Raw genomic sequence first — 25286 nt, forward strand, 5'->3', positions numbered from 1 at the left:
CCTTGCTGGCATGGGATGGATCAATCGACGTGGTAATTCGGCGCTTCCTTGGTGATCTGCACGTCATGGACATGGGACTCGCGGATACCCGCGGAAGTGATCTCGACGAAGGCGGCGCGTTCACGCATTTCGTCGATGGAAGCACAGCCGACGTACCCCATCGAGGCGCGCAGGCCACCCATCAACTGGTGAATCACGGCGCCCACCAGGCCCTTGTAGGGCACACGGCCTTCGATGCCTTCGGGCACCAGTTTTTCGACGTTGGCATCGCTTTCCTGGAAGTAGCGATCCGCCGCCCCTTCCTTCATCGCGCCCAGGCTGCCCATGCCGCGGTAAGCCTTGTAGGAGCGGCCCTGGTAGAGCACCGTCTCGCCCGGCGCTTCCTCGGTGCCGGCGAACAGGCCGCCGAGCATCACCGCATTGGCGCCGGCGGCAATCGCCTTGGCAATATCGCCAGAATAGCGGATGCCGCCATCGGCGATCATCGGCACGCCGGTGCCAGCCAGCGCCCTGGCGACATTGTCGATGGCCGAGATCTGCGGCATGCCGACGCCGGCGATGATGCGCGTGGTGCAGATCGAGCCGGGGCCGATGCCGACCTTGACGCCGTCGGCGCCATGGTCGACCAGGGCGCGTGCCGCATCTGCCGTGGCGATGTTGCCGCCGATGACGTCAATCTGGGGAAAATTCTTCTTCACCCATTGCACGCGATCGAGCACGCCTTGCGAATGGCCGTGGGCCGTATCGACCACCAGCACATCGACACCGGCCTCGACCAGCAATTCCGCCCGCTCTTCGGTGCCAGAACCCACGCCAAGGGCCGCGCCCACGCGCAAGCGGTCGTGACCGTCCTTGCAGGCGTTGGGATATTCACTGGCTTTCAGGATGTCCTTGACGGTAATCAGGCCGCGCAGCTCGAAATCGTCATTGATCACCAGCACCCGCTCGATGCGGTGCCGGTGCATCAGCGCCTTGGCCTCCTCGCGCGAAGTGCCTTCCTTGACGGTGATCAGCCGCGCCTGCGGCGTCATGATGTTCTGCACCGGCTGATCGAGATTGGTTTCGAAACGCAGGTCGCGGTTGGTGACGATGCCGACCACCCGACCATTTTCAATCACCGGCAAGCCGGAAAAACGGTGCAGGCGCGTCAGGGCCAGCACATCGCGCACGCTCATGGTCGGCGGCACGGTGATCGGGTCCTTCAGCACGCCCGCTTCGTAGCGCTTGACCTTGGCGACCTCGGCCGCCTGCGCCTTGGGTGAGAGATTCTTGTGAATGATGCCGATGCCGCCTTCCTGCGCCAGGGTGATCGCCAGCCGCGATTCGGTGACGGTATCCATGGCCGCCGAAACCAGCGGCATGCGCAGGCGGATGTTGCGAGTCAACTGGGTATCGAGGGAGGCATCGCGCGGCAATATGCTGGAATGCGCGGGAACGAGCAGGACGTCGTCAAACGTCAATGCCTTGTGGAGAACTCGCATCTTCTATCCTTGGTTCCAAAGGCCGGATTATACGTGATCACGCTCGGCTGCTGGCGCCTCCGCCGCCGTCTCCGCCGTCCCGCCGCCCTTCTTCATTGCCTTGCCTTCAGCGACCCGCTGCTTGCGCACTTCCTTGGGATCGGCGATGAGCGGCCGATATATCTCGACGCGATCCCGATCGCGCAGCACGGTATCGGCCTTGCCGAGTTTGCCGTAGACGCCCAGCTTGTTTTTCGCCAGATCGATTTCCGGATGTTTTGTCAGCAGGCCGGATTGCTCGACTGCCTGCTGCACGGTGCTGCCGGCCGCCATCTCCAGGCGCACCCGTTCCTGTTGTTGAGGCAAGGCATAAATCACCTCGACGGTGATGGAGTCTGGGCTCATCGTCAATGCGCCGAAGAAAAACCAGCCGGGATTTTAGCGCACAGCCTGCCGCCCGCCACCCCGGCATTGCCGGGATGGCGGAATGGCAAGATGGCGAACCGGCCGTTGCCCGGCGACGGGTTATTTCTTGATCGAGCAGGTATTGATGCCCAGCAAGGAATACAGGGCGCAAAAGCCCAGGGCGCCGGTGGCCAGCGGCAGGATGCCGATCCAGGCCCAGACCGGGCCATTGAATGCGGCAGCCCAGGTGAGCAGGCCGATACCCAGAATGATGCGCACGATACGGTCGAAAGTTCCAGCGTTCTTGGTCATGATGAATACTCCTTGGTTGAAAAAACGGGACGGTGAAACTACAGCCTCATAGCCTGGCGAACGTCAATGAGAGCGGCGGGCAACCAGGTCGATCAGCGCCGAGCGGCCGCGATGCGCAGCGCCTTCGGCCAGTTCGTCTTCATACTCGCGCAGTTCGAGTATCTCGAAATCCGCAAATGCGGCCCGCAGCATTTCGGCCGTATAGAGATTTTCGACGGCCGAAGGGCCGCCGGTCCGGTATTCGAGCTGCCTGGGCGTATAGCCATGCAACAGCAGCAAGCCGCCGGGCTTGACGGCCTGCTTCATGCCATTAAACAGCCGGTCGCGCTCGGCCGCCGTCGCAAACTGGATGAACACGCCAACCACATGGTCATAGGCCGCCTGCGGCCAGTCGAAAATCAGCGCGTCGGCCTCGATGAACTCCACCGCCACCCGACTCACCCGCGCCAGTTGCCGCGCCTTGCGCAGGGCGACCGCCGAGACCTCCAGCGCCGTCACCCGCAAGCCCTGCTGCGCCAGCCAGACGCTGTTGCGCCCTTCGCCATCGGCAACCGACAGCGCCGTGCTGCCCGTGGCGAACGATCCGGCATGCGCCGCGATGAACTTCGCCGGCGCAATGCCGAACAGATAATCCTCACCGGCATCGGCGTAACGGGTATTCCAGAAGTTTGCGTGGTCGGAAGTCGGCATGTTCATCTAAAGGCGTCATAAAGAATGAAAAAGCCGACGGCCGTCACGAAACTGCCGAACAGCAGCTTCATCAGGTGCGGATTCAGCTCGTGAGACAACTGCGCACCGATACCGCCGCCAAGCAGCAGGCACAGCGCCAATACGAGCGCGGCACGCACATCGACATGGCCATGCCGGTAAAACACCAGCACCGCTGCAATGCCCACCGGCGGCAGCAATACCGCCAGACTCGTTCCCGTCGCCATTTCGCGGCTGTAGTCGAGCAGATAAATCAGCGCCGGCACGATCATGATGCCGCTGCCGATGCCGAACATGCCCGAGGCCACGCCGGCAGCCAGGCCTATCGCGATCAAAAGGAAGAGTGTGGGCAGCGCCATGCGGATATCCAGTCATCGGCCGTCATCGGACATCATCGTCGAATACCGTCGGTATGAGATCAGTACAAGCACCACTGGTATATTAGCACATGCTTAAACACTTGCAGGTGCACGGCTGGCTCATCCTGGCCCTGGGCAATCCACTGCGCCGCTGCCGCATCGCACCAGTGCGCCACTCACAGTGCCGCAATCATCGCCATCAGCGCAGGTTTCAGCCTGCCGGCGGACGCCGGAATCGCCCGCCGGCGCGAATTGTCAATCCCGGCAAAAGCATGAATAATCAAGTTTCACCTGTCATCGCCGCGCCCCGCCCATATGAAGCTGACCGCATCTCTTGCTGCCGTTCTGCGTCACGGTTTGTGGGGAAACCTGCTGCTGGCTCTGGTGTATCTCATCAGCGCCCAGCTCGTCCGGACCTTGCTGGCTGCCCAGGGCCAGATCGCGCTGATCTGGCCTCCCAGCGGAATCGCGCTGGCCGTTCTTCTGCTGGCAGGCAACAGGTACTGGCCCGGCATACTGGCAGGCGCGCTCGCCACCAGTCTGTGGCTTGCCGGCAGCCAGGCATTGACCGGCCTGCTGATAGCCTGTGGCGCGCTGCTGGAAGCGCTTTATTGCGCATGGTGGCTGCGCCGGCAGACGGATTTCTCGGTGAAATTCGAGCAACTGAATGATTTCCGCCATCTGATCATGGCGGCCCTGGTGGGCACGCTGATTTCCGCCGGCTTCGGCAACCTTGCGCTGTTGATCGAACCACATCCGGCTCACGATCGCTTGGGACTGAGCCTGCTGCAGTGGTGGCAGGGCAACCTGCTGGGCGTACTGTTGTTCACTCCGCTGATCCTGGTCTGGCGCCAGTCGCCCTGGCGCGACTGGTTCCGCTCCGGCCGCATGCGCATCCTGGAATGGGGCACCTTCATGCTGCTGACCTTCCTGGTCGGGCAGATCGTTTATGTCGGCTGGTGGAGTGAAATCTTTGCGCCGATTGCACAATCCTACTGGTCGCTGCTGTTTCTGATCTGGGCGGCAGTCCGCTTCGGACGTCATGGAGTATTGCTGATGCTGGCCATCAACGGGGCTCAGGGTCTGCTTGGCGTCTCCCAGGGCAGCGGTTACTTTGCCGATGACCTGGCCAGAACCGGCTTGATGAATCTGTCCTTCTCCTACCTGCTGGCAACGCTGACCGGCATTGCCTTGAGCCTGGTCACGCACGAACGGAATCAGGTCGAGCGCTCTTTGAGCGACCAGGCCGAACTGGCCGATGGCATCATCCAGAGCCTGCCCGGCATGTTCTACATGCTCGACGAATCGAACCGGCTGCTGCGCGCCAACCGGCGCCTGCTGGAGGAAACCGGCCATGAAGCCCACCAACTGATCGATGCTTCCATCGACCGCCTGCTGGCACCCGAGGCGCGCGAACAGACCATGAACAGCCTGCAGCAGGCGCGCAGCCGGGGCGAGATCCAGGGGGAAACCCTGCTGCTGCGCCACGACGGCAAGTCCCTGCCCTATTTCTTCTATGCCCGGCATTGCCTGCTGGCAGGCCAGCCTCGCTTGCTCGGCCTGGCCTACGACATCAGCGAGCGCAAGCAGATGGAAGAAGCCCTGCGCTCCAGCGAGCAGTTGTTCCAGTCGGCCATCAACGGCGCGGGAGACGTGGTCTGGGACTGGGATGTGGCCACGCATCGGATCAGCCACAGCGCGCGCTGGAATCAACTGCTCGGTTACGCCGAAGACGTGCCCGCAAACGAAATCGGCAACTGGGATGAGCGCATCCATCCGGACGACCTGGAGGCCGCCAGAAAGAACAATGCAGCGCTGTTCGACGGCAAGACCGAGACCACGATGATGGAAATACGGCTGCGCGACCGGGATGGCCAATGGAAATGGATACTCTCGCGCGGCATGGTGATGCAGCGCGATGAACGGGGCTTGCCGCTGCGCATCGCCGGCACCCTCACCGACATCAGCCAGATCAAGGAACAACAGCAGCAACTCGAACGCATCGCCCATTTCGACAGCCTGACCGGCGTGCCGAACCGCTTTTTGCTGAACACCCGGCTGCGTCAGACGCTCGGCGCTGCCAGGCCGCATGGCAGCCTGATTGCCATCAGCTATCTGGATCTCGACGGCTTCAAGGAGATCAACGACACGCACGGACACGATGTGGGCGATTCCATGCTGGTGGCGATCACCCAGCGCCTGCGCCGCGTGCTGCGCGAATGCGACACCCTGGCGCGAATCGGCGGCGACGAGTTCGTCATACTCATGGCCGAGCTGGAAAATGAAACGGCCTGCCATGTGCTGCTGGAACGCTTGCTGTCGGCAGTCGCCGCGCCGGTGCGCTTGAACGATCTCAAGCTGCAGGTCTCGGCCAGCATCGGCGTGACGCTGCATCCCACCGACGCCTCCGATGCCGATCAACTGCTGCGCCACGCCGACCAGGCCATGTACCGGGCAAAGCAGACCGGCAAGAATCGCTACTGCATCTACGGTGCCGGCGAGATCAACTGACTCAGCGCGTGGCGTAGGCGCGCTTGACGAAGGACTCGACGAAGCTGCCGGCGATATGGCTGAACACCGGACCGATCACCTTTTCCAGCAGCTTGCTGGAAAACTCGTAGTGCAGATGAAACTCCACCTTGCAGGCCTGCTCGGTGAGCGGCTTGAAGCGCCAACTGCCGTCGAGCTTCCTGAAGGGCCCATCGACCAGTTTCATCCCCATCGCAGTGGGGAATTCCTTGAAATTCTCGGTCGAAAAATGGGATTTGACGCCGTGGTAATTGATATGCACCCGCGCCACGGTTTTTTCCGGCGTGCGCTCGATCACTTCGCTACCGCCGCACCAAGGCAGAAACTTCGGGTAATCCTCGACGCCATCGACGAGCGCGAACATCTGCTCGGCGCTGCGTTCGATCAAAACGGATTTTTCAATGACGGCCATGCTGCCAGTAAGGTGAGGGCTGAGGAGCGAAGCATCGGGAAGCTGTCGGCTTGTCGGCTGGGCTAGAATGGCCTCCATTTTACCGCCAGCCCCGCCATGAGCATCGCCGACAACAAGAAGGCCTTTCACGACTACTTCATCGAGGAACGCCATGAAGCCGGCCTGGTGCTGGAAGGCTGGGAGGTCAAGGCGATCCGCGCCGGCCGCGCGCAGATCAAGGAAGCCTATGTGATCCTGCGTAATGGCGAACTTTTCCTGATCGGCGCCCACATCAGCCCGCTGATCCAGGCATCGAGCCACATCAAGCCCGACCCGACGCGCACCCGCAAGCTGCTGATGCACGCCAGCGAAATCAGCAAACTGATCGGCAAGGTCGAACGCGCCGGCTATGCCCTGGTTCCACTGGACCTGCACTACACCAGGGGCCGCATCAAGCTCAGCCTGGGCCTGGCCAAGGGCAAGAAGCAATACGACAAGCGCGAGTCGGAAAAACAGCGCGACTGGGACCGCGAAAAAGACCGCCTGATGAAAACGGGCAGAAGCTGATCTTCTGGCGCTTGGTGCCTAACCCTTGCCCATGCCCCGCCCCAGCAGGCCGCGCACGGCTTCCTGGATATCCGCCGGCAGCACCAGGGTCTTGGCATTCGCCGATTCGGTGAGTTTGCCCAGGGCAGAGAGATAGCGCTCGCCCAGCATGTAACGCATCGGCGCTTCCTGATCGCCGATGGCGGCGGCCACACGGCGGATGGCCTCGGCACTGGCATCGGCCAACTGCACCTGGGCTTCGGCATCCTGCCTGGCGGCGGCCAGGCGCGCTTCGGCCTCGAGGATGGCTGCCTGCTTGGCGCCTTCGGCCTTGGTCACCATGGCCTTGCGCTCGCGCTCGGCGGAAGCCTGGGCTTCCATCGCCCGGACCATGGATTCGGTCGGCTTGATGTCCTGTATTTCCACGGACTTGACCGTCAGCCCCCAGTCGATCGCCTCGTCGGCGATGCTCTCGCGCAGCCGGGCCTTGATCTGGTCGCGGCTGGAAAGCGCTTCATCCAGCTCCATGTCGCCGACGATGGAACGCAGCGTGGTCATGATCAGGTTGCGGATGGCTTCGGAAAAATCCGTCACGCCATAAACCGCCTTGATCGGATCGGTGATCTTGATGAAGGCAATGGCATTCACCAGGATCACCGCGTTGTCCTTGGTGATCACTTCCTGCTCCTGCACATCGAGAATGATGTCCTTGGTCACCAGCTTGTAGGCCACATTGTCGAGGTAGGGAATGATGATGTTCAGTCCCGGATACAGCGTTGCATGGTATTTGCCCAGCCGCTCGACGATCCATTCCGTACCCTGCGGCACGATGCGCAGTCCCTTGGCCAGGGTAACTGCGGCAAACACCAGCAATGCGATGACAACAACGGTACCTGCGCCCATTCGATTCTCCTTCAGGGTTTTCCGACTTTCAACAAACTACCTTCCACCGCCAGCACCTTGACGCGCTCGCCGGTATTCAGCACCACATCGGCATCAGCGATGCAGGGCCAGACATCGCTGCCGAGCATGGGCTTTTGCAGGCGGATCTCGCCTTTCTGAAAAGGCCCCACAGCGCGCGTCAGCAGGCCGATCTCGCCGACCAGGCTGACTTCCGACATGCCGATGCGCGTCTTGTGCGCATCACGCCTGAAGACCTTGAACCAGACGATCAGCAGGCTCACGGAAACCACCAGCCAGAGCAGCAGTTGCGCCGTCAGGCCAGTTGCCGGCAACAACGCCAGCAAGGCGGCCACGGCCAGCGCGCCCAGACCGAACCAGATCAGGACGAAGCCCGGCATAACCAGTTCGGCAACGGTCAGCAAGATACCGCCCACTACCCAGTGCCACCATTCAACCTGCATGAGTCTCCCTTTCCCCTCCGCTGCTTCCGTGCATCCACCGATTGCGCATGCCTTTGCGCACCCATCGGCTGCACTCTAACACGCCCGGGAAGCGCCGATTCATTCCCTCCATGAGCGCAGCGCGCCGTGTACAGTGAATCGTGGATAGTGGAGCGTGGATAGTGAATTTGCTGGCAGCTTCACTGCGCCGGCAGAGTCAAAGACGCCAGCAAGCGCGTCACGAACGCTGCCGTCTGTCGATCCGCATCCACTTGCGGGTTGTATTCGCTGACCTCGAAGCCGACGAAATTTTCCCGATGCGCCAAGCCGCGCAATTCCTCGAGCAAGGCATCGGCATCGAGGCCGTCCGCAACCGGAGTATTCACGCCATGGGCAAACTGCGGATCGAGCGCATCCAGATCGAGCGAAATGCCGAAAGGCTGGCGCTGGCCGCTGCCGGCAACACCGCCAACCCGCGCCAGCGCTTCGGCAAAAGTCGCCGACAGGCCACGCTGACAGATCTCTGCCATGCCAAAAATACGCACATCGAGCCGTTGCAGCAGTTGCAGCTCGGCGCTTTCAAAACTGCGCGCGCCGAAAACGCAGGTGCGGCCGGCCTCGATCACCGGACGGTTTTGCTGCCACGGATTGGGCATGCAACCCAGCAGGGCCGCCAGCGGCATGCCATGCAGATTGCCGCTGGGTGTACTGAGGCTGGTGTGCGCATCGAGATGCGCATCGATCCAGAGCAGTCCGGGCTTTTCCATGCACGTCCGCGCCACCCCGCGCCAGGCCCCGTGGGCAATGGCATGATCGCCGCTGAGCACCACCGGAATCACCCGCTGCTGCGGCCTGCTGGCCAGAACGGCAGCAACGATGCGCTCTTCCAGCAGGGAGGAAATCCGCCGCAGCGCTTCCTCGCGCGACAGTCCGGCCGCGTCGGCAAGGCTCAGCGGTTCATCCCAACTGCAGGCGACCCGGTTGCGGCGCACGCCGTGACCGACATCGGCCAGATGCAAGGCCTGGGCCGCCTGCATGCTGCCGTCGCAAGCGACAGGCGGCACGCCGTAACCGCTGCTAACGCCAATCAGGCGCAATGCCGGTGCAGCCCGGGCCGCCTGGGCTGCTTGCACCACCACTGGCGCCGCATCCCCGCCCATCGCTGCAATTTCCTTGCTTTCCGCCATCCCGGCCACTCCCTCGCCTTCCACGTGCAAGGAAAAAATACTACACGGTAAACTGTACCGCTCCACACTCCGCAATCCACACGCCGGCAAGCCTCCTCATGCTCAGTTATCGCCACGCCTTCCACGCCGGGAATCACGCCGATGTGCTGAAACATTTCGTCGTCACTCAGCTCATTCAGCATCTGTGCCAGAAGGACGCGCCCTTCTGGTACATCGACACCCACGCCGGCGCCGGCAGATATGCGCTGGACAGCGGCTACGCCAGCAAACTGAAGGAATACCAGGGCGGCATCGGCCGCCTCTGGCAGCGCGATGATCTGCCGGCACCGCTGGCCGCCTATGTCGACCTGGTCAGACGGATGAATCCCGATGGCGAGCTGCGCAACTATCCCGGCTCGCCGTGGATCGCCCACGCCCTGCTGCGCGAGCAGGATCACCTCAAGCTGTTCGAGCTGCACAGCAGCGACAGCCAGTTGCTCGGCCAGCAGTTTCGCAGCGCCGGCCGGCGCGTCCAGGTGCAGCCGGTCGATGGCTACGGCGGACTCAAGGCGCTTCTGCCGCCCGCGCCGCGCCGCGCGCTGGTGCTGATCGATCCCGCTTATGAAGACAAGCAGGAATATCGCAAGGTCGTCGAAGTATTGCAGGATGCGCTGCACCGCTTTGCCACCGGCACCTATGCGCTCTGGTATCCGCAACTGGCACGCCACGAAGCGCGGCAACTGCCGGAAAAACTCAAGGCGCTGCCGCTGCGTAACTGGCTGCATGTCAGCCTGAGCATCGCCTCGGCGGATGGCGGCGCAACGAGTATGCCGGGTACGCCGGGTACGACTGGCACGCCCGGCATGATCGGCAGCGGCATGTTCATCATCAACCCGCCGTGGACGCTGGCGGCAACGCTGGAAGAGGTGATGCCCTGTCTGGTCGCCCTCCTCGGCCAGGACGCGACGGCCGGTTATCGGCTGGAACAGGGCGAAACGAAGCCAGGGGCAACGCAACCTCCAACCGCGCGAGAACGGACAGGATCGCGGCTTGCCGGCCGGAAATGATGCAAATCAGCCCTCGAACGAGGGCCTCAACAGCGCCATACGCCTTGGATCCCGTGTAGAATGCGTCCCCTGCATCGGTATCCCGTATCGTTTCCGATACCGCTGCATGCGCTCCGCAAACCCTATCGCGTTGAAGCCCCCCGCCCTCTGGTGTCGTGACAAGGACACCCTCCCGGCGCAAAGCTTTTGTGCCGGAATTTCGCAGAATTTTTCCGAAGATCTGTTTGTTTCGTTGGTTGGCGTAGCACCCTCAACCCGCAACCGGGATTGCAGGCGGCGCATGACTCGTGCCGCCCGCATGCGCGTCCTCATCCTTTTTGATCGCGCATTTCCCGCACGCCAACCCATGAAAGAAAGAACGCTCGTGAACTTCTCCGAACTCAATCTCCATCCCGCCCTGCTCCAGGCCATTGCCGACGCCGGCTACACCACCGCCACGACGGTCCAGCAGCAGTCCATTCCCGCCATTCTCGAGGGACGCGACCTGATGGTCTCCTCGCAAACCGGCTCGGGCAAGACCGCGGCCTTCATGCTGCCGGCCATCCACAGGCTCGCCTCGGCCCCCAAGCCGAGCGGCAAAACCCCGAACCAGCAGCGGCAATCGGCCATGAGCCAAGGCCAGCGTCCGCGCTTCCAGCCGGCCCAGCCCAAGGTGCTGGTGCTGGCGCCCACGCGCGAACTCGCGCTGCAGGTGACGGCCGCCACTGAAAAATACGGCGCCCAGTTGCGCTTCATCAAGTCCGTCGCCATCCTCGGCGGCATGCCTTACCCGAAGCAGATGCAGTTGCTGGCGCGCAATCCGCAAATCCTCGTCGCCACGCCGGGGCGGCTGATCGACCACATGGAATCCGGCAAGATCGATTTCTCGCAACTCGAAATGCTGGTGCTCGACGAGGCCGACCGCATGCTCGACATGGGCTTCATCGACGACATCGAACGCATCGTCGCCGCCACGCCGGCCACGCGCCAGACATTGCTGTTCTCGGCCACGCTCGACGGCATGGTCGGCCAGATGGCCAGCCGCATCACCCGCGACCCACTGGTCATCCGCATCGCCGGCGCCACCTCGAAACATGAAAACATCGCCCAGCGCCTGCACTTCGTCGACGACCTCGCCCACAAGAACCGTCTGCTCGATCACCTGCTGCGCGACATCAGCATCGACCAGTGCGTCGTCTTCACCGCCACCAAGCGCGATGCCGACCTGCTGGCCGAGCGCCTCAGCCTGTCCGGCTTTGCCGCTGCCGCATTGCATGGCGACATGCACCAGGGCGCGCGCAACCGCACCCTGCGCGCCGTGCGCAACGGCGAAGTGCGCATCCTCGTGGCGACCGACGTCGCCGCGCGCGGCATCGACGTGCCGACCATCTCCCACGTCTTCAACTACGATCTGCCGAAGTGCCCGGAAGATTACGTGCATCGCATCGGCCGCACCGGCCGCGCCGGGCGCAACGGCCAGGCGGTATCGCTGGTGAATCACGGCGAACGCTTCAACGTGCGCAACATCGAGCGCTTTACCAGGCAGCCGATTCCCGTCGAAACCATCGTCGGCCATGAACCCGTGCGCGCGCCCTCCAGCTTCGACAAACCGCGCAAGGGCAACAACTGGAATCCGGGCAAGCCCGGCACGCCCGGCAAGCGCTCGTGGCAGAAGCAAGCCGACAAATCGACGGGAAAACCCAGGACGCATGACTTCCACTCGCGTCCAGCCCAGCCGCGCGGCAACGACAACCAGCAACGCCGCAGCGCCGGCCAGCGGCATCAATTTGGCGGGCGCTGAACCTTGTCCTTGAAGATTTCCTGAAGATTTCCCTTTGATCCGCGTGCGCGCCCCACTATGCTCTGGTATCCTTCCGGCCTTTACAAAACCCTTGTGAACCCATTGTATTGACAGGGTTTTTTGATCCGCCTGCATTTATTGGAAAGACCGTCATGTCACACGATCACAGCGCCGCGCAAGAAGATCCCCGCAGTTTCAGGAATGAATTCATGCAGATTCTGCATACCCTGGCAGTGCCGATGTTTCACGAGTTCGCCTCGGATGCGATCGGCAATGGCTTTCCGGCAGACAAACGGGAGGGGCTGGATGCCGATGGCAATCCTTATGCGGCCGTGCGTTTCACCCTCGATCGCACGGCAAGCCTGGACAGCAATCCCGGTAATGAGTGCGAGCTGGTCTTCAAGGGCTTGCTCGCCGAGGAAAAAGTCGACATCCGGGCCGTCTACGATCAGCGCCCGGGCAAAGAGGCTGCCTACCACGAACAACTGGACATCCAGATGATCAACCAGGTCGGCCTGGAAGATCAGCTCACCGACTTCCTCTCGGCCGCCATGGCGGTCCGCCGTGGGCAGCCGATCCCGCCGCGCAAGCGCGAGCAGACGAGCGAGCAGAAGAGCCGCACCGCCGAACTCATGGCGATGCCGCCGGACCAGCCCCAGGTCATTCCCATCGTCTGGAAAAAGCGCGAGAAAAAGTAGGCCGCCCCAGCCTCAGGCGGGCAGCGCCCGTTCCACCAGCCGCACCCAGTAGGCAATCCCCAGCGGGATGATGGCATCGTTGAAATCGTAATGCGGACTGTGCAGCATGCAGCCCGCCCGTCCGCTGCCTGCCTGCCCGGCCACGCCCACACCATTACCCAGCCAGACATAGCAGCCGGGGCGCGCCTGCAGCAGATAGGCGAAATCCTCCGCGCCCATGCTGGGCCGCAAGTCGCGGCGCACCCGCTCGCGGCCGAGCGCCCGCGCGGCGGCTTCGGCGCACAGCGCGGCCTCCGCCGCGCTATTGATGGCCGGTGGATAGCCGCGCGCGTATTCGAGCTGCACCTCGACATCATGCGCAGCCGCGATGCCCGCGCAGATACGGCGCATGCCGGATTCCATCAGCGCCTGCTGGGCTGCGCTGAAAGTGCGCACCGTGCCGCCCAGTTGCGCTTTCTCCGGCAGCACGTTGTCCGCATGGCCGGCATGAAAGCGCGTCACGGAAAGCACGGCCGGCTCCAGTGGGTCGGTATTGCGCCCGACCAGCATCTGCAAAGCCTGCACCAACGCCGCCCCGGCCAGCACCGTATCGGTCGTCTGCTGCGGCATCGCCGCATGACCGCCCCGGCCCGTGACGAGAATCTCGAAACGATCGGCACCGGCCATCACCGGCCCCGCCATGACCGCCATTTCACCGATGGGCAAACCCGGCCAGTTGTGCAGGCCATACACGGCATCCAGCGGAAAAGCCTCGAGCAACCCCTGTTCCAGCATCACGCGCGCGCCGCCCTCATGCTCCTCGGCGGGCTGGAAGATGAAATGCACCGTGCCCTCGAAACGCCCTTCATGGCGCAGTGCCGTCAGCGCCTCGGCCGCACCGAGCAGCATGGCCGTATGACCGTCATGACCGCAGGCATGCATCTGTCCGGGATGGGTCGAGCGATGGGCAAAGCAATTGAGTTCTTCGAGCGGCAGCGCATCCATGTCGGCGCGCAGGCCGATGGCGCAACGGCCATTGCCCGCCTGCAGCGTGCCGATCACTCCGGTGCCCGCCAGGCCGCGGCGCACCGTCAGCCCCAGCCGTTCGAGATGCGCCGCGACGATGTCGGCGGTGCGCCACTCGCCGAAAGCCAGTTCCGGATGGGCGTGGAGGTCGCGACGAATCGCCGCAATGCGCGGCACCAGTTCCGGCAATAATTCCTCAAGCGTCATGTCTCACCTTTCCTGACGACAGACTGAATTATCACTCAACCGGATTCAGCTTCCGCCGGCTTGCTCCGGCTTCCCACGCGTTTGGGCCTGCCGGCGACGGTAGCGGAGCGCACTTCGGCAAACGCAGGACCGATGCCGGCAATATCGAAGCCCTGATCGACGAGCGTGGCGAAAATCGCCATTGCATCGGTCAGGCGCGTCGAGGCGTGCATGCCGTAATGGAACAATGAAACACCGAGCGCACCGCCAAAAAAGGCCGCAATCAGATTCTCGGTACTCAGCGCCGGATTCAGTTCGCCGGTACGCTTGGCCTCCTCGAACATGCCGTTCAATGCCTGATAGAGGCCATTGTTCTGCCTGAGCAATTCGGCCAGCAGCTCCGGATGGCGGCGCATCTCGATCGGGACGGCGGCAAGAAAACCCGTTACCGTCGCATCCCGGTCGGCAGCCGCCGCCGAGGCCATCAGGATGCGCCGGAAGCGCTCGCGCAATGTCGGGCATTCCTCCAGCGCACGCAGGTATTCGGGCAGCAGCACGCTCTGCGCATCGACCAGCGTCGCGACATAAAGCTCCAGCTTGGAAGAAAAATAGGAATACAGCGCCGCGTGCGTCATGCCCACGGCGCGGCCGACATCCTTGAAAGTCGTCTGCGCGTAGCCTTTTTCGGCAAACTGGCGCCGCGCCGCCAGCAGGATCTGGGTCAGCTTGGCTTCCTTGTTGCTTCCGCGCGGTCTGCCAACGCGGGCGGGCCTGAGTGTCATGCGTCAAAATCCCCTGCTATCCACGAAGCCGAACCGGCAGCGCGCCCAGGCGCCTCCAAATCCCCTCAAGCACCGGCAGCCTCCACGCCACTCAGAGCAGCATCTCTCCCAGCCACCAGGCAACGGCCGCAATCAACGCGCTGCAGGGAATCGTCAATACCCAGGCCCAGACGATACTTCCTGCCACGCCCCAACGCACACTGCGGGCACCGTTTGTCGAACCGACCCCCACGATGGCCCCGGTAATGGTATGCGTCGTCGATACCGGAATGCCGAGGGCCGTGGCCAGGAAAAGCGTGACGGAACCGCCGGTTTCCGCGCAGAAACCGCCCACCGGCTTGAGTTTGGTGATCCGCTGTCCCATGGTCTTGACGATGCGCCAGCCGCCGAACAGCGTGCCCAGGCCAATCGCCAGATAACAGGAAATGATCACCCAGGCCGGCGGCATCGAGTCGCCGGCAGCGACATGGCCGCTGGCAATTAGCAGCATCCAGATGATGCCGATCGTCTTCTGCGCATCATTGCCGCCATGCCCCAGGCTGTAGAGGGAAGCCGAAACCAGTTGCAGGCGGCGGAACCAGCGATCGATGCGCCAGGGTGTCGCCCTGACGAACAGCCAGGAGACGATCAGCATCAGCAGCGAACCCAGCAGAAAACCGAGCAGTGGAGAAACCAGGATGAAAGCCACCGTCTTGCCGATGCCCGACCACACCAGCGCATCGTTGCCCGCCTTGGCCGCGCCGGCGCCGACCAGACCGCCGATCAGGGCGTGCGAGGAACTCGACGGAATGCCGTAATACCAGGTGATCAGATTCCAGGATATGGCGCCGATCAAGGCCCCGAAAATGACGTAGTGATCCACGATGCCGGGGTCGATGGTGCCCTTGCCTATGGTTGCCGCCACCTTGAGCTGGAAGACGAACAGGGCGGCAACGTTGAAGAAGGCAGCAAACATCACTGCATGATTCGGTTTCAGCACACCGGTGGAAACCACGGTGGCGATCGAGTTGGCGGCGTCGTGAAAGCCGTTCATGAAATCGAACAGCAGTGCCAGCGTAACCAGCACAACGACCACCCAGAGCCCTATTTCCAGCGAGTGCATGGCGAACGGTCAGGGAACGGTGAGTAAGTGGAAAAAAGGCAGCGGGAGAGGAAAGCGCCGAGTGCGGACATGCCCATCGGGCGCTTTCAGGAGTTTTCGAGCACGATGCCCTCGGTGATGTTGGCCACATCGTTGCAGCGATCCGTCACTGACTCAAGCAGCTCGTAGAGCATCTGCAGCTTGATGATTTCACGCACCTCCGTCTCTTCACGGAACAGCCGGGAAATGGCCGCGCGCATGACGTGATCCGCATCGTTCTCGAGTTCATCGATCTCGCGGCAGACCTTCAGGATCGTTTGCGCATGCTCCATGTTGTGCAACAGGCTGACCACGATCTTCACCCGCTCGCAGCAGGACAGGCATATCTCGGCCAGTTTTCGGGCTTCCGGCGCGATCTTGCGAATATCGTAGAGCACCAGCGATTCCGCGACATCCTGGATCATGTCGAGGATGTCGTCCATGTTGGAAATCAACTGGTGAATGCTGTCACGATCGAAAGGCGTGATGAAGGTTCGGTGCAGCAGCGTAACCGTCTCGTGCGTGATCTGGTCGGCGCGCTTCTCGATGGAATCGATCAGCTTGACATGATCATCGGCCGTCTGCACGGTATTGCCCAGCTTGGCCAACAGGGCCTCCAGCTCAACCGCACCCGCAACGATCTGCTCCGCGTGTGCGTTGAACAACTCGAAAAACTTGCCCTCTGTGGGCATGAAGCGTCCAAACATCTTGGTTTCTTTTTGTTACAAAGGTCGGCATGTTACCAATAAACCCGCCTCCCTGTTGATGATTTTTGCCCACGGTGGGATGTTACAATGCGCAGTTCCGAATCATTCAGGACGCCACGCATGAAACGCAACCGGCTCCCGCGCCAGACACGGCAGACGCCGGATTTCGACGAACTCATCCGCCTGGCAAATGGCTTGGGACACTCCTGCTGCCGCAACGAGGATGCCCACTGGGAGGCGCGCCTTGCCCGCCGCATCGACCACCTGCTCGAAGACGGCGACGAAGCCACCCTGACGGCCGCGCTGGATCATCTGTATGCAGCCAAGGGACCGGCCTACGATGCCCTGGCCGAGATGATCGAGACGCGCTGCGAGAGCCGTCCGGCTGTCGCCCCGGCCGCAGCAAAGAACGTCCCTGCCGCCGCGTTCTCACCACCCGGCACCAGCCTCGTGCTGTTCAATGCGCCCCTGCTCGCCTGGTCGCGCTATGCCATTCCGTTTGGTTCGATCAGCGCGGCGGTGCTGGCCAGCTTGCGGGTACAGTTGCAGGCCCACGTGTTTGCCGAAGGCGTGCAACTGGCGCTGGCCGACTACCTGTTCAGCCCCGACCAGTTGCCGCAAAGCTATTGCGAAACCGCGCAATTGGCCGGGCGTCTGGGTGAATGCGCAATGCACGGGCGCGACCTGAACCTCGATCCGGCGCAACTGCCGGAAACTGCCAGCTTTCTTTCCGACACCCGCTATCTGCTCGGCGTTGCCGCCGTCGCGTCCGGCGCCGCGCTGTTCCGCTGGCAGGAAGACGATGCCGGCAGCGAGCGCGGCGAAGTGCTGCGGCGCTGGCAAACCCAGGGGGGCGAAGCCTTGCGCCCGCTGCTGCCCGGCTGCGCCAGCGAACTCCTGCTGCCGCAGTCCTATCACACCGCCTGCCGCAATGCCGATCGCAGCTCGCGCCCCTACTCGCTGCGCGCCTCGGTCAGCTATCTCGGCAGCATGCTGGACATCGCGGCCAACCAGTTGCGCGCCGTCATCGCGCCTTTCTACGAGCAACAACTGGAGGAATATCGCATCGGCTTCACCCTGCAAAACTCCAACCAGGTGATCCACGGCGTCGTCTGGGCCTTGCTCGACGCCGAAGACGACAATACCGACATTCCGGCGCAGATCGAAACCCTGCTGCGCGAAATCGGCATCGGTGAAATTCTCCAGCTCGATCATCGCCTGCCGCTCGAATACTGCGACGACTGCGGCAGCCCGCTTTATCCGGATCCCGAGGGCGAGCCGGTGCACGCCGAAATGCCCGAGGACCAGATCGAAGTCCTGCCACGCCATCTGCATTGATTCGGCTTGCGCATCGTTGCATCCTTGCGCGCCATCCGCACCACTGTTGCCCAGCATTGATCCTTGCCTCCCGTCCTGCGACGGGAGCCGACGGCCAACGACCCGGGAGCCAAGCATGTCAGACAAGATCATCAAATCCGCTGCCGAATGGCAAGCCTGCCTCAGCCCGCTGCAATACCACGTGACCCGCGAGAAGGGCACCGAACGCGCGTTCAGCGGCGAATACTGGAACACGCACGCGCCGGGCATCTACCGCTGCGTCTGCTGCGGTACGCCCTTGTTCGATGCAGCCGACAAATTCGACGCCGGCTGCGGCTGGCCGAGCTTCAGCCAGCCGCTGGCTGCCGCGGCCATCAGCGAAGCGGACGACCACAGCCACGGCATGGAGCGCACCGAAGTGCTCTGCAAGCGTTGCGATGCCCATCTGGGCCACGTCTTCACCGACGGCCCGGCGCCGCACGGCCTGCGCTACTGCATCAATTCCGCCGCAGTGAAGCTCGAAGCCGCGCAGCCCGACAAAACCTGAGCAACTTACTCAACAATTTGTATAATCTCCGCACCATGAAATTTCTTTTCGACCTGTTTCCAGTCATCCTCTTCTTCCTCGCCTTCAAACTGTCCGAAAAAAGGCCGGAAGCCGCGCTGGACTTCATCACCCAGACCCTCGCCCCGCTGGGTATCGGCAGCGCGATCACGCTCGCCCAGGCCCCCATCCTGGTCGCCACGCTGGTCGTCATCGTCGCCACCGCCCTGCAGATTTCCTGGGTCTGGCTGCGTCACGGCAAGGTCGACAAAATGCTTTGGGCCAGCCTGATCCTGGTGGTCTTCTTCGGCAGCCTGACGCTGATTTTCCATGATGAAGCCTTCATCAAATGGAAGCCGACCGTGCTCTACTGGCTGTTTGCCGCCGTCCTGCTGGGCGCGCCGCTGCTGCTGAAGAAAAACCTGATTCGCGAAATGCTCGAAGCCCAGGTGCAACTGCCCGAACCGCTGTGGCGGAAACTCAATTTCGCCTGGGTCGGCTTCTTTCTGTTGCTGGGCGCCCTCAATCTGCTGATCGCCTTCGGCCTCGATCTGTCGACCGACATCTGGGTCAATTTCAAGCTGTTCGGCACGATGGGGCTGATGTTCATGTTCATCCTCGGCCAGGGCGTCTATCTGGCGAAATACATCGAGGAAAAATGACCATGCTTTACGCCTTGTACGGCGAGGACGCCGCCGACAGCCTGGAAAAACGCCTGGCCGTGCGCGCCGAGCATCTGGCCCGCCTGCAGACGCTCCATGACCAGGGCCGGCTGCTGCTGGCCGGCCCGCTGCCGGCCATCGACGCAGCCGATCCCGGCCCGGCCGGCTTTGCCGGCAGCCTGATCGTCGCCGAATTTCCCTCCCAGGCCGAAGCGGAACGCTGGCTGCAGGCAGATCCCTATGTCGCTGCCGGCGTCTTCCGCAGCCACTGGGTGCGCCCCTTCAAGCAGGTTTTTCCCAAGTAATCCCGACCGGAACCGCCATGAGCAAGATCGACACCATCCGCGCCCGCCTCGCCTGCCTCGAACCGCAATCGCTGGAAGTCTTCGACGACAGCCACCAGCACCTCGGCCACGGCGGCTACCGCACCGACGGCAGCCACTTCCGCATGCAGATCGTCTCGGCCCGGTTCGAAGGCAAAAACAAGGTGGCCCGCCACCGCATGGTCTATGCCGCCCTCGGCGAGCTGATGAAAGAAGACATCCACGCGATGAACATCGACGCCAGGACGCCGGCCGAGGCGGCTGCCGCCCGGACAGCCTAGACAACCCGGCAACCCAGGCAGCCCGGACAGCTCAGGGCTCGACGTAGAAACGGATGCGCTGGATCTTTTTCTCGTGCATGTTGAACTCGAAGAAAATCACGCCTTGCCGCAGTTGCGCGGCAGCGGCGGGATCCGCCAGGGAAAAGCTGGCCGTGACGTAACTGCCGGCCGCCAGGGTCTTGCCGGTCTGCAGATTCCCCTGCAGTTCGGCGAGCCGCTCCATCCCCGCCAGCGGCGCTTCCGCCGGCCAGGCCAGACCGGCGAAATCCGAACTCAGCAGCGTCTTGATGCGCTCGAAGTCGCGCTGGTTGTACGCCGCGACAAACTCGGCAACCTGCGCCTTGCCGGTTTGGCCGATGCCGAAAACACCGGACATGAACTGCAGCATGCCGCGCCAGCCTAGCTGACCGATCATGCGCTGCCCCAGGGCAAGGCCGGCCGTCAGGCTGGCCAGACCGAAGGACATCTGCTGCTTGAGCATGGGCCAAAGCTCCCAATGCGCGGCCAGATGCTGCACCTTCAACTCGCCATCCTCCTCGATCAGCTCATAGTGCGCGTGCATCGGCACGCGCAGGGTGATCTGCGGCGACATGCCGATTTCTATTGTCAGATCGCGCACCACGCTGTTGCCGCAGACGATGTCGCGGTCGACGTGAAAGACGATCTGCATCGGCGCAATGAAGCAATCGTAGAAACGGGAGAGCGGACCATTGCCGCGCACGCCGGTCCGTTTGTCGAACACGCCGCTGACGTGCGCCGGCGCGCCAACCGGATCCTCGACGATGTTGTAACGGGCAAAAATCGCCATCCAGGCCTGCTTGTCGTGGATGGCAACCGCTTGCGGCGATTTCATGATGGTCGCAATTCGATCATCGCGGCTGAATTGAGCGTGCATTGTCCGGCCCCTCCCTGTGTCTGTCGTCGGCAGTCAAAAGTCCGGATGATATTCATAAAACCCGGCACTGCAAAATGACCTGTTCCAGCCAGCCGGCAACCTGCCGATTATACTTTTGTCGAATTGTCACAATGCTTTATTTCTGGAATAGTGCAAGCCATTACAACAGCATGCCGCCTCCCCAATGGCATTCCAGAACTCAAATTCATTGCCCCATTTCGATCAGCCGCCGTTACGCCTGCTCGGCGTAACGGTGGTTATTTTTGCGCTGGTTTCGCTGCTGCTGCATTCACCCGTGCATGGCACCCACATCAACCTGGGTGGCAGAGGCTTCGGCTTTGCCTTCGCCCTGCTGCTGTTCGCCGGCCCGCGCCTGTGGCCCGGCGTCGTCGCCGGAACTGCCGCAGCCTGTCTGCTTGCAGGCCAGGGGATACTGCTGGCGCTGGCGACCGGGCTGGGCAACGGGCTGGCAACCGCGCTGGTCATCGACATGCTGAAGAAGCACGATTTCGATCGCAGCCTGTCCCGTCTCAAGGACTATCGCATGTTGCTGATGTACGGCGCCTTCATCGCGCCCGGCATCAGCGCGGCCTGCGGGACGCTTCTGCCGCTGCTGTCGGGCGCGGCAGCGCCGGGCAACCCCCTCAACGCCTATGTCGAATGGTGGCTGGGCGATTCGATGGGACTGCTCAACGCCGCGCCGGCATTGCTGATCTGGTTCGGCAACACGCGCAAGCTGCCGCGCCGCCAGTACATGTCCGAGTTTGCCGGACTGCTGCTCATTGCCAGCCTGATTGCCGCCGTCATCTTTAGCGAACGGGCATCATACGGACTGCTCGTCGACACGATCCCCAGCCTCATGTTGATGGCACTGATCGTCTGGGCGGCGATCAGCTTCGGGCGTCACGCCACATCACTCTTGATCGTCGTCTTTTTCTCGCTGGTACTTGTCAGCATTCGCCACAATGTCGGCATGTTTGCCGACGAGCAGCATTACGCAACGCTCCTGAGCCTGTGGTGGTTCATTGCACTGTTCAGCATGGTCGGCATGACCCTGGCCATCGTACTCCACCAACTGCGCCAGACGCAGACGGAGCTGCATCTTGCAGCCCAGGTATTCGCCAACAGCCACGAAGGCATCGTAATCGTCAATACGCAAAACCGCATCGTATCGGTCAATGCGGCATTCACGACAATCACCGGATATGCCGCTGCGGAAGCCATCGGCAAGACCCCGGAACTGCTGCGTTCCGGCAAGCATGATGCAGACATGTACGACAAGATGGCCAACCAGTTGAACGAAATCGGCCACTGGGATGGGGAAACATGGAACCGGCGCAAGGATGGCAGCATTTTTCCGGTACAGGTGTCCGTCAGCACCGTACGCGACAGCCACGGCGATATCGAAAACTACATCAGCATCTTTTCCGACATCACCGAGCGCAAGGCCAGCGAGGAGCGCACCCGCCATCTGGCGCAGTACGACTTCCTCACCGACCTGCCCAACCGCGCCCTGCTGCTCGATCGTCTCGCCCATGAACTGGCCAGCGCCAGGCGCTACAACACACGCTTTGCCGTCATGTTCATCGATCTCGACCATTTCAAGCCGGTCAACGACACCCATGGCCACGACGTCGGCGATTCGCTGTTGTGCGAAGTGGCCCGGCGCCTCAAGGAGAACGTGCGCGACAGCGACACCGTTTCGCGTCAGGGCGGCGACGAATTCATCATCCTGGCACCCAACCTGGCGGATACCGAACAGGTGGCCCTGTTCGCTCAGAAATTGCTGCTCATCCTCGCCGAACCTTACCGGATTGCCGGCCACGAACTCCGCATCACGCCCAGTATCGGCATCGCCATCTATCCCCACGACGGCGAAGACATCGACAGCCTGATCAAGAACGCCGACACGGCCATGTATCGCGCCAAGAGTTCGGGCCGCAACAATCTGCAATGCTATGGCCACTGTCAGCCTGCGCCCGGCTGTGACGAGCATTGATGCACGGAGAGGTGCAGCGCGGCCTCAGCCTTCTTTGCGCTTCACTCTCCTTCCCTGACTGCCAGCGCCGTACTCTTACTGCTTCTCGAACACCAACTGCCCGCGCTCGGCGCGCACCTTGATCAGATCCTTGGCGGCGAAGCGGCCTTCGAGTATCTGCCTGGCAAGCGGATTTTCCAGGCGATCCTGGATCGCCCGCTTCAGCGGCCGGGCGCCATACACCGGATCGAAACCGGCCTTGGCGATCTCGGCCAGGGCGTCGTCATCGACCTGCAGGCCGATTTCCAGACGCGCCAGGCGGCGCTGCAGATAGCCCAACTGGATCCTGGCGATGCCGGCGATGTTCTTTTCATCCAGCGCATGGAAAACCACGATCTCGTCGATGCGGTTCACGAACTCGGGGCGAAAATGCGTCTTGACCTCGCCCATCACGGCCAGCTTCACCACCTGGTAATCCGCTTCGGCCATGCTCTGGATCATCTGCGAGCCCAGGTTGGAAGTCATCACGATCACCGTGTTCTTGAAGTCCACGGTGCGGCCCTGGCCATCGGTCATGCGGCCGTCGTCGAGCACTTGCAGCAGCACGTTGAAGACGTCCGGATGCGCCTTCTCGACTTCATCGAGGAGAATCACGCTGTAAGGCTTGCGACGCACCAGCTCGGTGAGGTAACCGCCCTCCTCGTAGCCGACGTAGCCCGGCGGCGCGCCGATCAGGCGGGCGACGGAATGCTTCTCCATGAACTCGCTCATGTCGATGCGGATCAGGTGATCCTCGGAATCGAAGAGGAATTCGGCCAGGGTCTTGCACAGCTCGGTCTTGCCGACCCCCGTCGGGCCGAGGAACAGGAATGAGCCATAAGGACGGTTCTCGTCCGACAGACCGGCGCGCGAGCGGCGGATGGCGTCCGACACCAGGCGCACGGCTTCGTCCTGGCCGATCACCCGCTGATGCAGGCGCTCTTCCATCTTCAGCAGCTTGTCGCGCTCGCCCTGCATCATCTTGGAGACCGGAATTCCCGTCGCGCGCGAAACCACCTCGGCGATCTCCTCGGTGCCGACCTGGGTGCGCAGCAACTGGTTGGGCTGTTTTTCACCATTGCCCGACTTCTCGGCGGCCTTCAACTGAGCTTCCAGTTGCGGCAGCTTGCCGTATTGCAGCTCGGCGACCTTTTCCAGTTTGCCTTCGCGCTGCAGCTTGTTGATCTCGGCGCGCAGCCTGTCGATTTCTTCCTTGATGTGCGCCGAACCCTGCACGGCGGCCTTCTCGGCCTTCCAGATTTCCTCCAGGTCGGAATACTCCTTGCCGAGCTGCTCGATCTCGTCTTCGATCAGGGCCAGACGCTTCTGCGAAGCCTCGTCCTTTTCCTTCTTCACCGCCTCGCGCTCGATCTTGAGCTGGATCAGGCGCCGTTCGAGCTTGTCCATCGCCTCCGGCTTGGAGTCGATTTCCATCTTGATGCGCGCGGCCGCCTCGTCGATCAGGTCGATGGCCTTGTCGGGCAGGAAGCGGTCGGTGATGTAGCGGTGCGAAAGCTCCGCCGCGGCGACGATGGCCGGGTCGGTGATGTCCACGCCATGGTGCAGTTCGTACTTCTCCTGCAGGCCGCGCAGGATGGCGATGGTCGATTCCACGCTCGGCTCATCGACCAGCACCTTCTGGAAGCGGCGCTCCAGCGCGGCATCCTTCTCGATGTACTTGCGGTATTCGTCGAGCGTGGTCGCGCCGATGCAATGCAGCTCGCCGCGCGCCAGGGCGGGCTTGAGCATGTTGCCGGCGTCGATCGCGCCCTCGGCCTTGCCGGCGCCGACCATGGTATGGATCTCGTCGATGAAGACGATGATGCGGCCCTCGTCCTGGGCGATTTCCTTCAGCACCGCCTTCAGGCGCTCCTCGAACTCGCCGCGGTACTTGGCGCCGGCCAGCAGCGCCGCCATGTCGAGCGAGAGCACCTTCTTGCCCTTCAGCGTCTCGGGCACCTCGCCATTGACGATGCGCTGCGCCAAGCCTTCGACGATGGCCGTCTTGCCCACGCCCGGCTCGCCGATCAGAACCGGGTTGTTCTTGGTACGCCGCTGCAGGATCTGGATGGCACGGCGAATCTCGTCGTCGCGGCCGATCACCGGATCGAGCTTGCCCAAGCGGGCGCGTTCGGTCAGATCAAGCGTGTATTTGCCCAGCGCCTCACGCTGCCCCTCGGCTTCCTGTGAGCTCACGTTCTGACCGCCACGCACCGCCTGGATGGCCTGTTCGAGCGCGGCGCGGCTGACGCCATGCTCCTTCAGCAAGCGGCCAGCCTCACCCTTGTCGCCAGCCAAGGCCAGCAGGAACATCTCGGATGCGATGAACTGGTCGCCCGCCTTCTGCGCTTCCTTGTCGGTCAGATTGAGCAGGTTGCCCAGATCGCGGCCGACGCTGATCTCGCCGCCATGGCCTTCGACCTTGGGCAGGCGCTCCAGGGACTTTCTGAGCGCGCCCTTGAGGGCAGCGGCATTGGCGCCGGCCCGCGCCAGCAGCGAGACCGTGGCGCCGTCTTCCTGTTCGAGCAGCGCCAGCAGCAGGTGTTGCGGCTCGATGAACTGCTGGTCGTTGCCGATCGCCAGACTCTGGGCATCGGCCAGCGCCTGCTGGAACTTGGTGGTGAATTTATCGTAACGCATGATGGCGCGGCTCCTGTATGAGATTCAATTGGAGCGCAGATGG

Annotated in this window: 26 protein-coding genes; 11 read left to right on the plus strand and 15 right to left on the minus strand. The window is 62.6% G+C overall.

Going from position 1 to position 25286, the window contains the following annotated elements; all coding sequences use genetic code 11:
* Positions 1-20: 20 nt before the first annotated feature.
* The 5 genes from guaB to SDENCHOL_RS09915 all read right to left on the minus strand — a co-directional run bounded on the left by guaB (position 21) and on the right by SDENCHOL_RS09915 (position 3244).
* Positions 21-1481 carry an IMP dehydrogenase gene (gene guaB / locus SDENCHOL_RS09895; protein ID WP_154717081.1) on the minus strand — a complete coding sequence of 487 codons (1461 nt, stop codon included), beginning with the start codon at positions 1479-1481 and terminating at the stop codon, positions 21-23.
* 27 nt (positions 1482-1508) lie between these two features.
* Complete coding sequence (locus tag SDENCHOL_RS09900) at positions 1509-1865, minus strand: RnfH family protein (RefSeq protein ID WP_154717082.1); 357 nt, start codon at positions 1863-1865, stop codon at positions 1509-1511.
* A 120-nt stretch (positions 1866-1985) separates the two neighbouring features.
* On the minus strand, positions 1986-2177 hold the full coding sequence (locus tag SDENCHOL_RS09905) for a YgaP family membrane protein (RefSeq protein ID WP_154717083.1): 192 nt from the start codon (positions 2175-2177) through the stop codon (positions 1986-1988).
* Positions 2178-2240: 63 nt separating this feature from the next.
* Positions 2241-2867, minus strand: a complete 627-nt coding sequence (locus tag SDENCHOL_RS09910) for a class I SAM-dependent methyltransferase (RefSeq protein ID WP_154717084.1) — start codon at positions 2865-2867, stop codon at positions 2241-2243.
* Between the two features lie 2 nt (positions 2868-2869).
* Positions 2870-3244: a sulfite exporter TauE/SafE family protein gene (locus SDENCHOL_RS09915; RefSeq protein WP_172955054.1), complete on the minus strand. Its 375-nt coding sequence runs from the start codon at positions 3242-3244 to the stop codon at positions 2870-2872.
* A gap of 315 nt (positions 3245-3559) precedes the next feature.
* On the opposite strand from SDENCHOL_RS09915, the gene SDENCHOL_RS09920 reads away from it, so the two are divergent.
* Positions 3560-5755, plus strand: coding sequence for a sensor domain-containing diguanylate cyclase (locus tag SDENCHOL_RS09920; protein WP_154717085.1), 2196 nt, complete (start codon positions 3560-3562; stop codon positions 5753-5755).
* Position 5756: 1 nt separating this feature from the next.
* Here the strand turns inward: SDENCHOL_RS09920 and SDENCHOL_RS09925 are convergent, their stop codons facing one another.
* A complete protein-coding gene (locus tag SDENCHOL_RS09925; protein ID WP_154717086.1) occupies positions 5757-6185 on the minus strand; it encodes a type II toxin-antitoxin system RatA family toxin in 429 nt (142 codons plus the stop codon).
* Between the two features lie 96 nt (positions 6186-6281).
* Here SDENCHOL_RS09925 and smpB point away from each other — a divergent pair, with 96 nt between their 5' ends.
* On the plus strand, positions 6282-6731 hold the full coding sequence (smpB, locus tag SDENCHOL_RS09930; RefSeq protein WP_154717087.1) for an SsrA-binding protein SmpB: 450 nt from the start codon (positions 6282-6284) through the stop codon (positions 6729-6731).
* A gap of 18 nt (positions 6732-6749) precedes the next feature.
* Here the strand turns inward: smpB and SDENCHOL_RS09935 are convergent, their stop codons facing one another.
* The 3 genes from SDENCHOL_RS09935 to SDENCHOL_RS09945 form a co-directional block, all read right to left on the minus strand.
* Entirely contained in the window at positions 6750-7613 is an 864-nt protein-coding gene (locus tag SDENCHOL_RS09935) for an SPFH domain-containing protein (RefSeq protein ID WP_154717088.1), read from the minus strand.
* A gap of 11 nt (positions 7614-7624) precedes the next feature.
* On the minus strand, positions 7625-8074 hold the full coding sequence (locus SDENCHOL_RS09940; protein WP_154717089.1) for an NfeD family protein: 450 nt from the start codon (positions 8072-8074) through the stop codon (positions 7625-7627).
* Between the two features lie 179 nt (positions 8075-8253).
* On the minus strand, positions 8254-9240 hold the full coding sequence (locus tag SDENCHOL_RS09945; protein ID WP_154717090.1) for an arginase family protein: 987 nt from the start codon (positions 9238-9240) through the stop codon (positions 8254-8256).
* A gap of 98 nt (positions 9241-9338) precedes the next feature.
* Here SDENCHOL_RS09945 and SDENCHOL_RS09950 point away from each other — a divergent pair, with 98 nt between their 5' ends.
* The 3 genes from SDENCHOL_RS09950 to SDENCHOL_RS09960 all read left to right on the plus strand — a co-directional run bounded on the left by SDENCHOL_RS09950 (position 9339) and on the right by SDENCHOL_RS09960 (position 12764).
* A complete protein-coding gene (locus tag SDENCHOL_RS09950; protein WP_154717091.1) occupies positions 9339-10286 on the plus strand; it encodes a 23S rRNA (adenine(2030)-N(6))-methyltransferase RlmJ in 948 nt (315 codons plus the stop codon).
* A 364-nt stretch (positions 10287-10650) separates the two neighbouring features.
* On the plus strand, positions 10651-12066 hold the full coding sequence (locus SDENCHOL_RS09955) for a DEAD/DEAH box helicase (protein WP_154717092.1): 1416 nt from the start codon (positions 10651-10653) through the stop codon (positions 12064-12066).
* Between the two features lie 152 nt (positions 12067-12218).
* The gene (locus SDENCHOL_RS09960; RefSeq protein WP_231912963.1) at positions 12219-12764 is read left to right on the plus strand and encodes a hypothetical protein; all 546 of its coding nucleotides are present in this window, start codon (positions 12219-12221) and stop codon (positions 12762-12764) included.
* 12 nt (positions 12765-12776) lie between these two features.
* On the opposite strand, the gene SDENCHOL_RS09965 is transcribed toward SDENCHOL_RS09960, so the two are convergent.
* The 4 genes from SDENCHOL_RS09965 to SDENCHOL_RS09980 all read right to left on the minus strand — a co-directional run bounded on the left by SDENCHOL_RS09965 (position 12777) and on the right by SDENCHOL_RS09980 (position 16549).
* Entirely contained in the window at positions 12777-13976 is a 1200-nt protein-coding gene (locus SDENCHOL_RS09965; RefSeq protein WP_154717094.1) for a M20 aminoacylase family protein, read from the minus strand.
* Positions 13977-14011: 35 nt separating this feature from the next.
* Entirely contained in the window at positions 14012-14737 is a 726-nt protein-coding gene (locus tag SDENCHOL_RS09970; protein ID WP_154717095.1) for a TetR/AcrR family transcriptional regulator, read from the minus strand.
* Between the two features lie 91 nt (positions 14738-14828).
* Positions 14829-15839 carry an inorganic phosphate transporter gene (locus SDENCHOL_RS09975; protein WP_154717096.1) on the minus strand — a complete coding sequence of 337 codons (1011 nt, stop codon included), beginning with the start codon at positions 15837-15839 and terminating at the stop codon, positions 14829-14831.
* Positions 15840-15925: 86 nt separating this feature from the next.
* Positions 15926-16549 carry a DUF47 domain-containing protein gene (locus SDENCHOL_RS09980; protein ID WP_197706896.1) on the minus strand — a complete coding sequence of 208 codons (624 nt, stop codon included), beginning with the start codon at positions 16547-16549 and terminating at the stop codon, positions 15926-15928.
* Positions 16550-16684: 135 nt separating this feature from the next.
* Here SDENCHOL_RS09980 and SDENCHOL_RS09985 point away from each other — a divergent pair, with 135 nt between their 5' ends.
* From SDENCHOL_RS09985 to SDENCHOL_RS10005, 5 genes are all read left to right on the plus strand, one after another.
* Positions 16685-17902 (plus strand): DUF2863 family protein, encoded by a 1218-nt coding sequence (locus tag SDENCHOL_RS09985; protein WP_154717098.1) that lies wholly within the window; start codon positions 16685-16687, stop codon positions 17900-17902.
* Positions 17903-18017: 115 nt separating this feature from the next.
* Positions 18018-18428 (plus strand): peptide-methionine (R)-S-oxide reductase MsrB, encoded by a 411-nt coding sequence (gene msrB, locus SDENCHOL_RS09990; RefSeq protein ID WP_154717099.1) that lies wholly within the window; start codon positions 18018-18020, stop codon positions 18426-18428.
* A gap of 35 nt (positions 18429-18463) precedes the next feature.
* The gene (locus tag SDENCHOL_RS09995) at positions 18464-19087 is read left to right on the plus strand and encodes a septation protein A (RefSeq protein WP_154717100.1); all 624 of its coding nucleotides are present in this window, start codon (positions 18464-18466) and stop codon (positions 19085-19087) included.
* Positions 19088-19089: 2 nt separating this feature from the next.
* A complete protein-coding gene (locus tag SDENCHOL_RS10000; protein ID WP_154717101.1) occupies positions 19090-19392 on the plus strand; it encodes a YciI family protein in 303 nt (100 codons plus the stop codon).
* A 17-nt stretch (positions 19393-19409) separates the two neighbouring features.
* The gene (locus SDENCHOL_RS10005) at positions 19410-19691 is read left to right on the plus strand and encodes a BolA family protein (RefSeq protein WP_154717102.1); all 282 of its coding nucleotides are present in this window, start codon (positions 19410-19412) and stop codon (positions 19689-19691) included.
* Positions 19692-19722: 31 nt separating this feature from the next.
* Here the strand turns inward: SDENCHOL_RS10005 and SDENCHOL_RS10010 are convergent, their stop codons facing one another.
* On the minus strand, positions 19723-20544 hold the full coding sequence (locus tag SDENCHOL_RS10010) for a hypothetical protein (protein WP_154717103.1): 822 nt from the start codon (positions 20542-20544) through the stop codon (positions 19723-19725).
* Between the two features lie 250 nt (positions 20545-20794).
* Between SDENCHOL_RS10010 and SDENCHOL_RS10015 the strand changes: the two genes are divergently transcribed.
* Positions 20795-22585, plus strand: a complete 1791-nt coding sequence (locus SDENCHOL_RS10015) for a sensor domain-containing diguanylate cyclase (RefSeq protein ID WP_231912964.1) — start codon at positions 20795-20797, stop codon at positions 22583-22585.
* 75 nt (positions 22586-22660) lie between these two features.
* On the opposite strand, the gene clpB is transcribed toward SDENCHOL_RS10015, so the two are convergent.
* Positions 22661-25243 (minus strand): ATP-dependent chaperone ClpB, encoded by a 2583-nt coding sequence (gene clpB / locus SDENCHOL_RS10020; RefSeq protein ID WP_154717105.1) that lies wholly within the window; start codon positions 25241-25243, stop codon positions 22661-22663.
* Positions 25244-25286 lie beyond the last annotated feature (43 nt).

Origin of the sequence: Sterolibacterium denitrificans (assembly GCF_900174485.1) — a bacterium.
Lineage (GTDB): Bacteria > Pseudomonadota > Gammaproteobacteria > Burkholderiales > Rhodocyclaceae > Sterolibacterium > Sterolibacterium denitrificans.

What these genes read in the sequence shown, in the direction of transcription:
- guaB (WP_154717081.1), bottom strand. Translation starts at nt 1,481, where the DNA reads ATGCGAGTTCTCCACAAGGCATTGACGTTTGACGACGTCCTGCTCGTT.
- SDENCHOL_RS09900 (WP_154717082.1), bottom strand. Translation starts at nt 1,865, where the DNA reads ATGAGCCCAGACTCCATCACCGTCGAGGTGATTTATGCCTTGCCTCAA.
- SDENCHOL_RS09905 (WP_154717083.1), bottom strand. Translation starts at nt 2,177, where the DNA reads ATGACCAAGAACGCTGGAACTTTCGACCGTATCGTGCGCATCATTCTG.
- SDENCHOL_RS09910 (WP_154717084.1), bottom strand. Translation starts at nt 2,867, where the DNA reads ATGCCGACTTCCGACCACGCAAACTTCTGGAATACCCGTTACGCCGAT.
- SDENCHOL_RS09915 (WP_172955054.1), bottom strand. Translation starts at nt 3,244, where the DNA reads ATGGCGCTGCCCACACTCTTCCTTTTGATCGCGATAGGCCTGGCTGCC.
- SDENCHOL_RS09920 (WP_154717085.1), top strand. Translation starts at nt 3,560, where the DNA reads ATGAAGCTGACCGCATCTCTTGCTGCCGTTCTGCGTCACGGTTTGTGG.
- SDENCHOL_RS09925 (WP_154717086.1), bottom strand. Translation starts at nt 6,185, where the DNA reads ATGGCCGTCATTGAAAAATCCGTTTTGATCGAACGCAGCGCCGAGCAG.
- smpB (WP_154717087.1), top strand. Translation starts at nt 6,282, where the DNA reads ATGAGCATCGCCGACAACAAGAAGGCCTTTCACGACTACTTCATCGAG.
- SDENCHOL_RS09935 (WP_154717088.1), bottom strand. Translation starts at nt 7,613, where the DNA reads ATGGGCGCAGGTACCGTTGTTGTCATCGCATTGCTGGTGTTTGCCGCA.
- SDENCHOL_RS09940 (WP_154717089.1), bottom strand. Translation starts at nt 8,074, where the DNA reads ATGCAGGTTGAATGGTGGCACTGGGTAGTGGGCGGTATCTTGCTGACC.
- SDENCHOL_RS09945 (WP_154717090.1), bottom strand. Translation starts at nt 9,240, where the DNA reads ATGGCGGAAAGCAAGGAAATTGCAGCGATGGGCGGGGATGCGGCGCCA.
- SDENCHOL_RS09950 (WP_154717091.1), top strand. Translation starts at nt 9,339, where the DNA reads ATGCTCAGTTATCGCCACGCCTTCCACGCCGGGAATCACGCCGATGTG.
- SDENCHOL_RS09960 (WP_231912963.1), top strand. Translation starts at nt 12,219, where the DNA reads ATGTCACACGATCACAGCGCCGCGCAAGAAGATCCCCGCAGTTTCAGG.
- SDENCHOL_RS09965 (WP_154717094.1), bottom strand. Translation starts at nt 13,976, where the DNA reads ATGACGCTTGAGGAATTATTGCCGGAACTGGTGCCGCGCATTGCGGCG.
- SDENCHOL_RS09970 (WP_154717095.1), bottom strand. Translation starts at nt 14,737, where the DNA reads ATGACACTCAGGCCCGCCCGCGTTGGCAGACCGCGCGGAAGCAACAAG.
- SDENCHOL_RS09975 (WP_154717096.1), bottom strand. Translation starts at nt 15,839, where the DNA reads ATGCACTCGCTGGAAATAGGGCTCTGGGTGGTCGTTGTGCTGGTTACG.
- SDENCHOL_RS09980 (WP_197706896.1), bottom strand. Translation starts at nt 16,549, where the DNA reads ATGCCCACAGAGGGCAAGTTTTTCGAGTTGTTCAACGCACACGCGGAG.
- SDENCHOL_RS09985 (WP_154717098.1), top strand. Translation starts at nt 16,685, where the DNA reads ATGAAACGCAACCGGCTCCCGCGCCAGACACGGCAGACGCCGGATTTC.
- msrB (WP_154717099.1), top strand. Translation starts at nt 18,018, where the DNA reads ATGTCAGACAAGATCATCAAATCCGCTGCCGAATGGCAAGCCTGCCTC.
- SDENCHOL_RS09995 (WP_154717100.1), top strand. Translation starts at nt 18,464, where the DNA reads ATGAAATTTCTTTTCGACCTGTTTCCAGTCATCCTCTTCTTCCTCGCC.
- SDENCHOL_RS10000 (WP_154717101.1), top strand. Translation starts at nt 19,090, where the DNA reads ATGCTTTACGCCTTGTACGGCGAGGACGCCGCCGACAGCCTGGAAAAA.
- SDENCHOL_RS10005 (WP_154717102.1), top strand. Translation starts at nt 19,410, where the DNA reads ATGAGCAAGATCGACACCATCCGCGCCCGCCTCGCCTGCCTCGAACCG.
- SDENCHOL_RS10010 (WP_154717103.1), bottom strand. Translation starts at nt 20,544, where the DNA reads ATGAAATCGCCGCAAGCGGTTGCCATCCACGACAAGCAGGCCTGGATG.
- clpB (WP_154717105.1), bottom strand. Translation starts at nt 25,243, where the DNA reads ATGCGTTACGATAAATTCACCACCAAGTTCCAGCAGGCGCTGGCCGAT.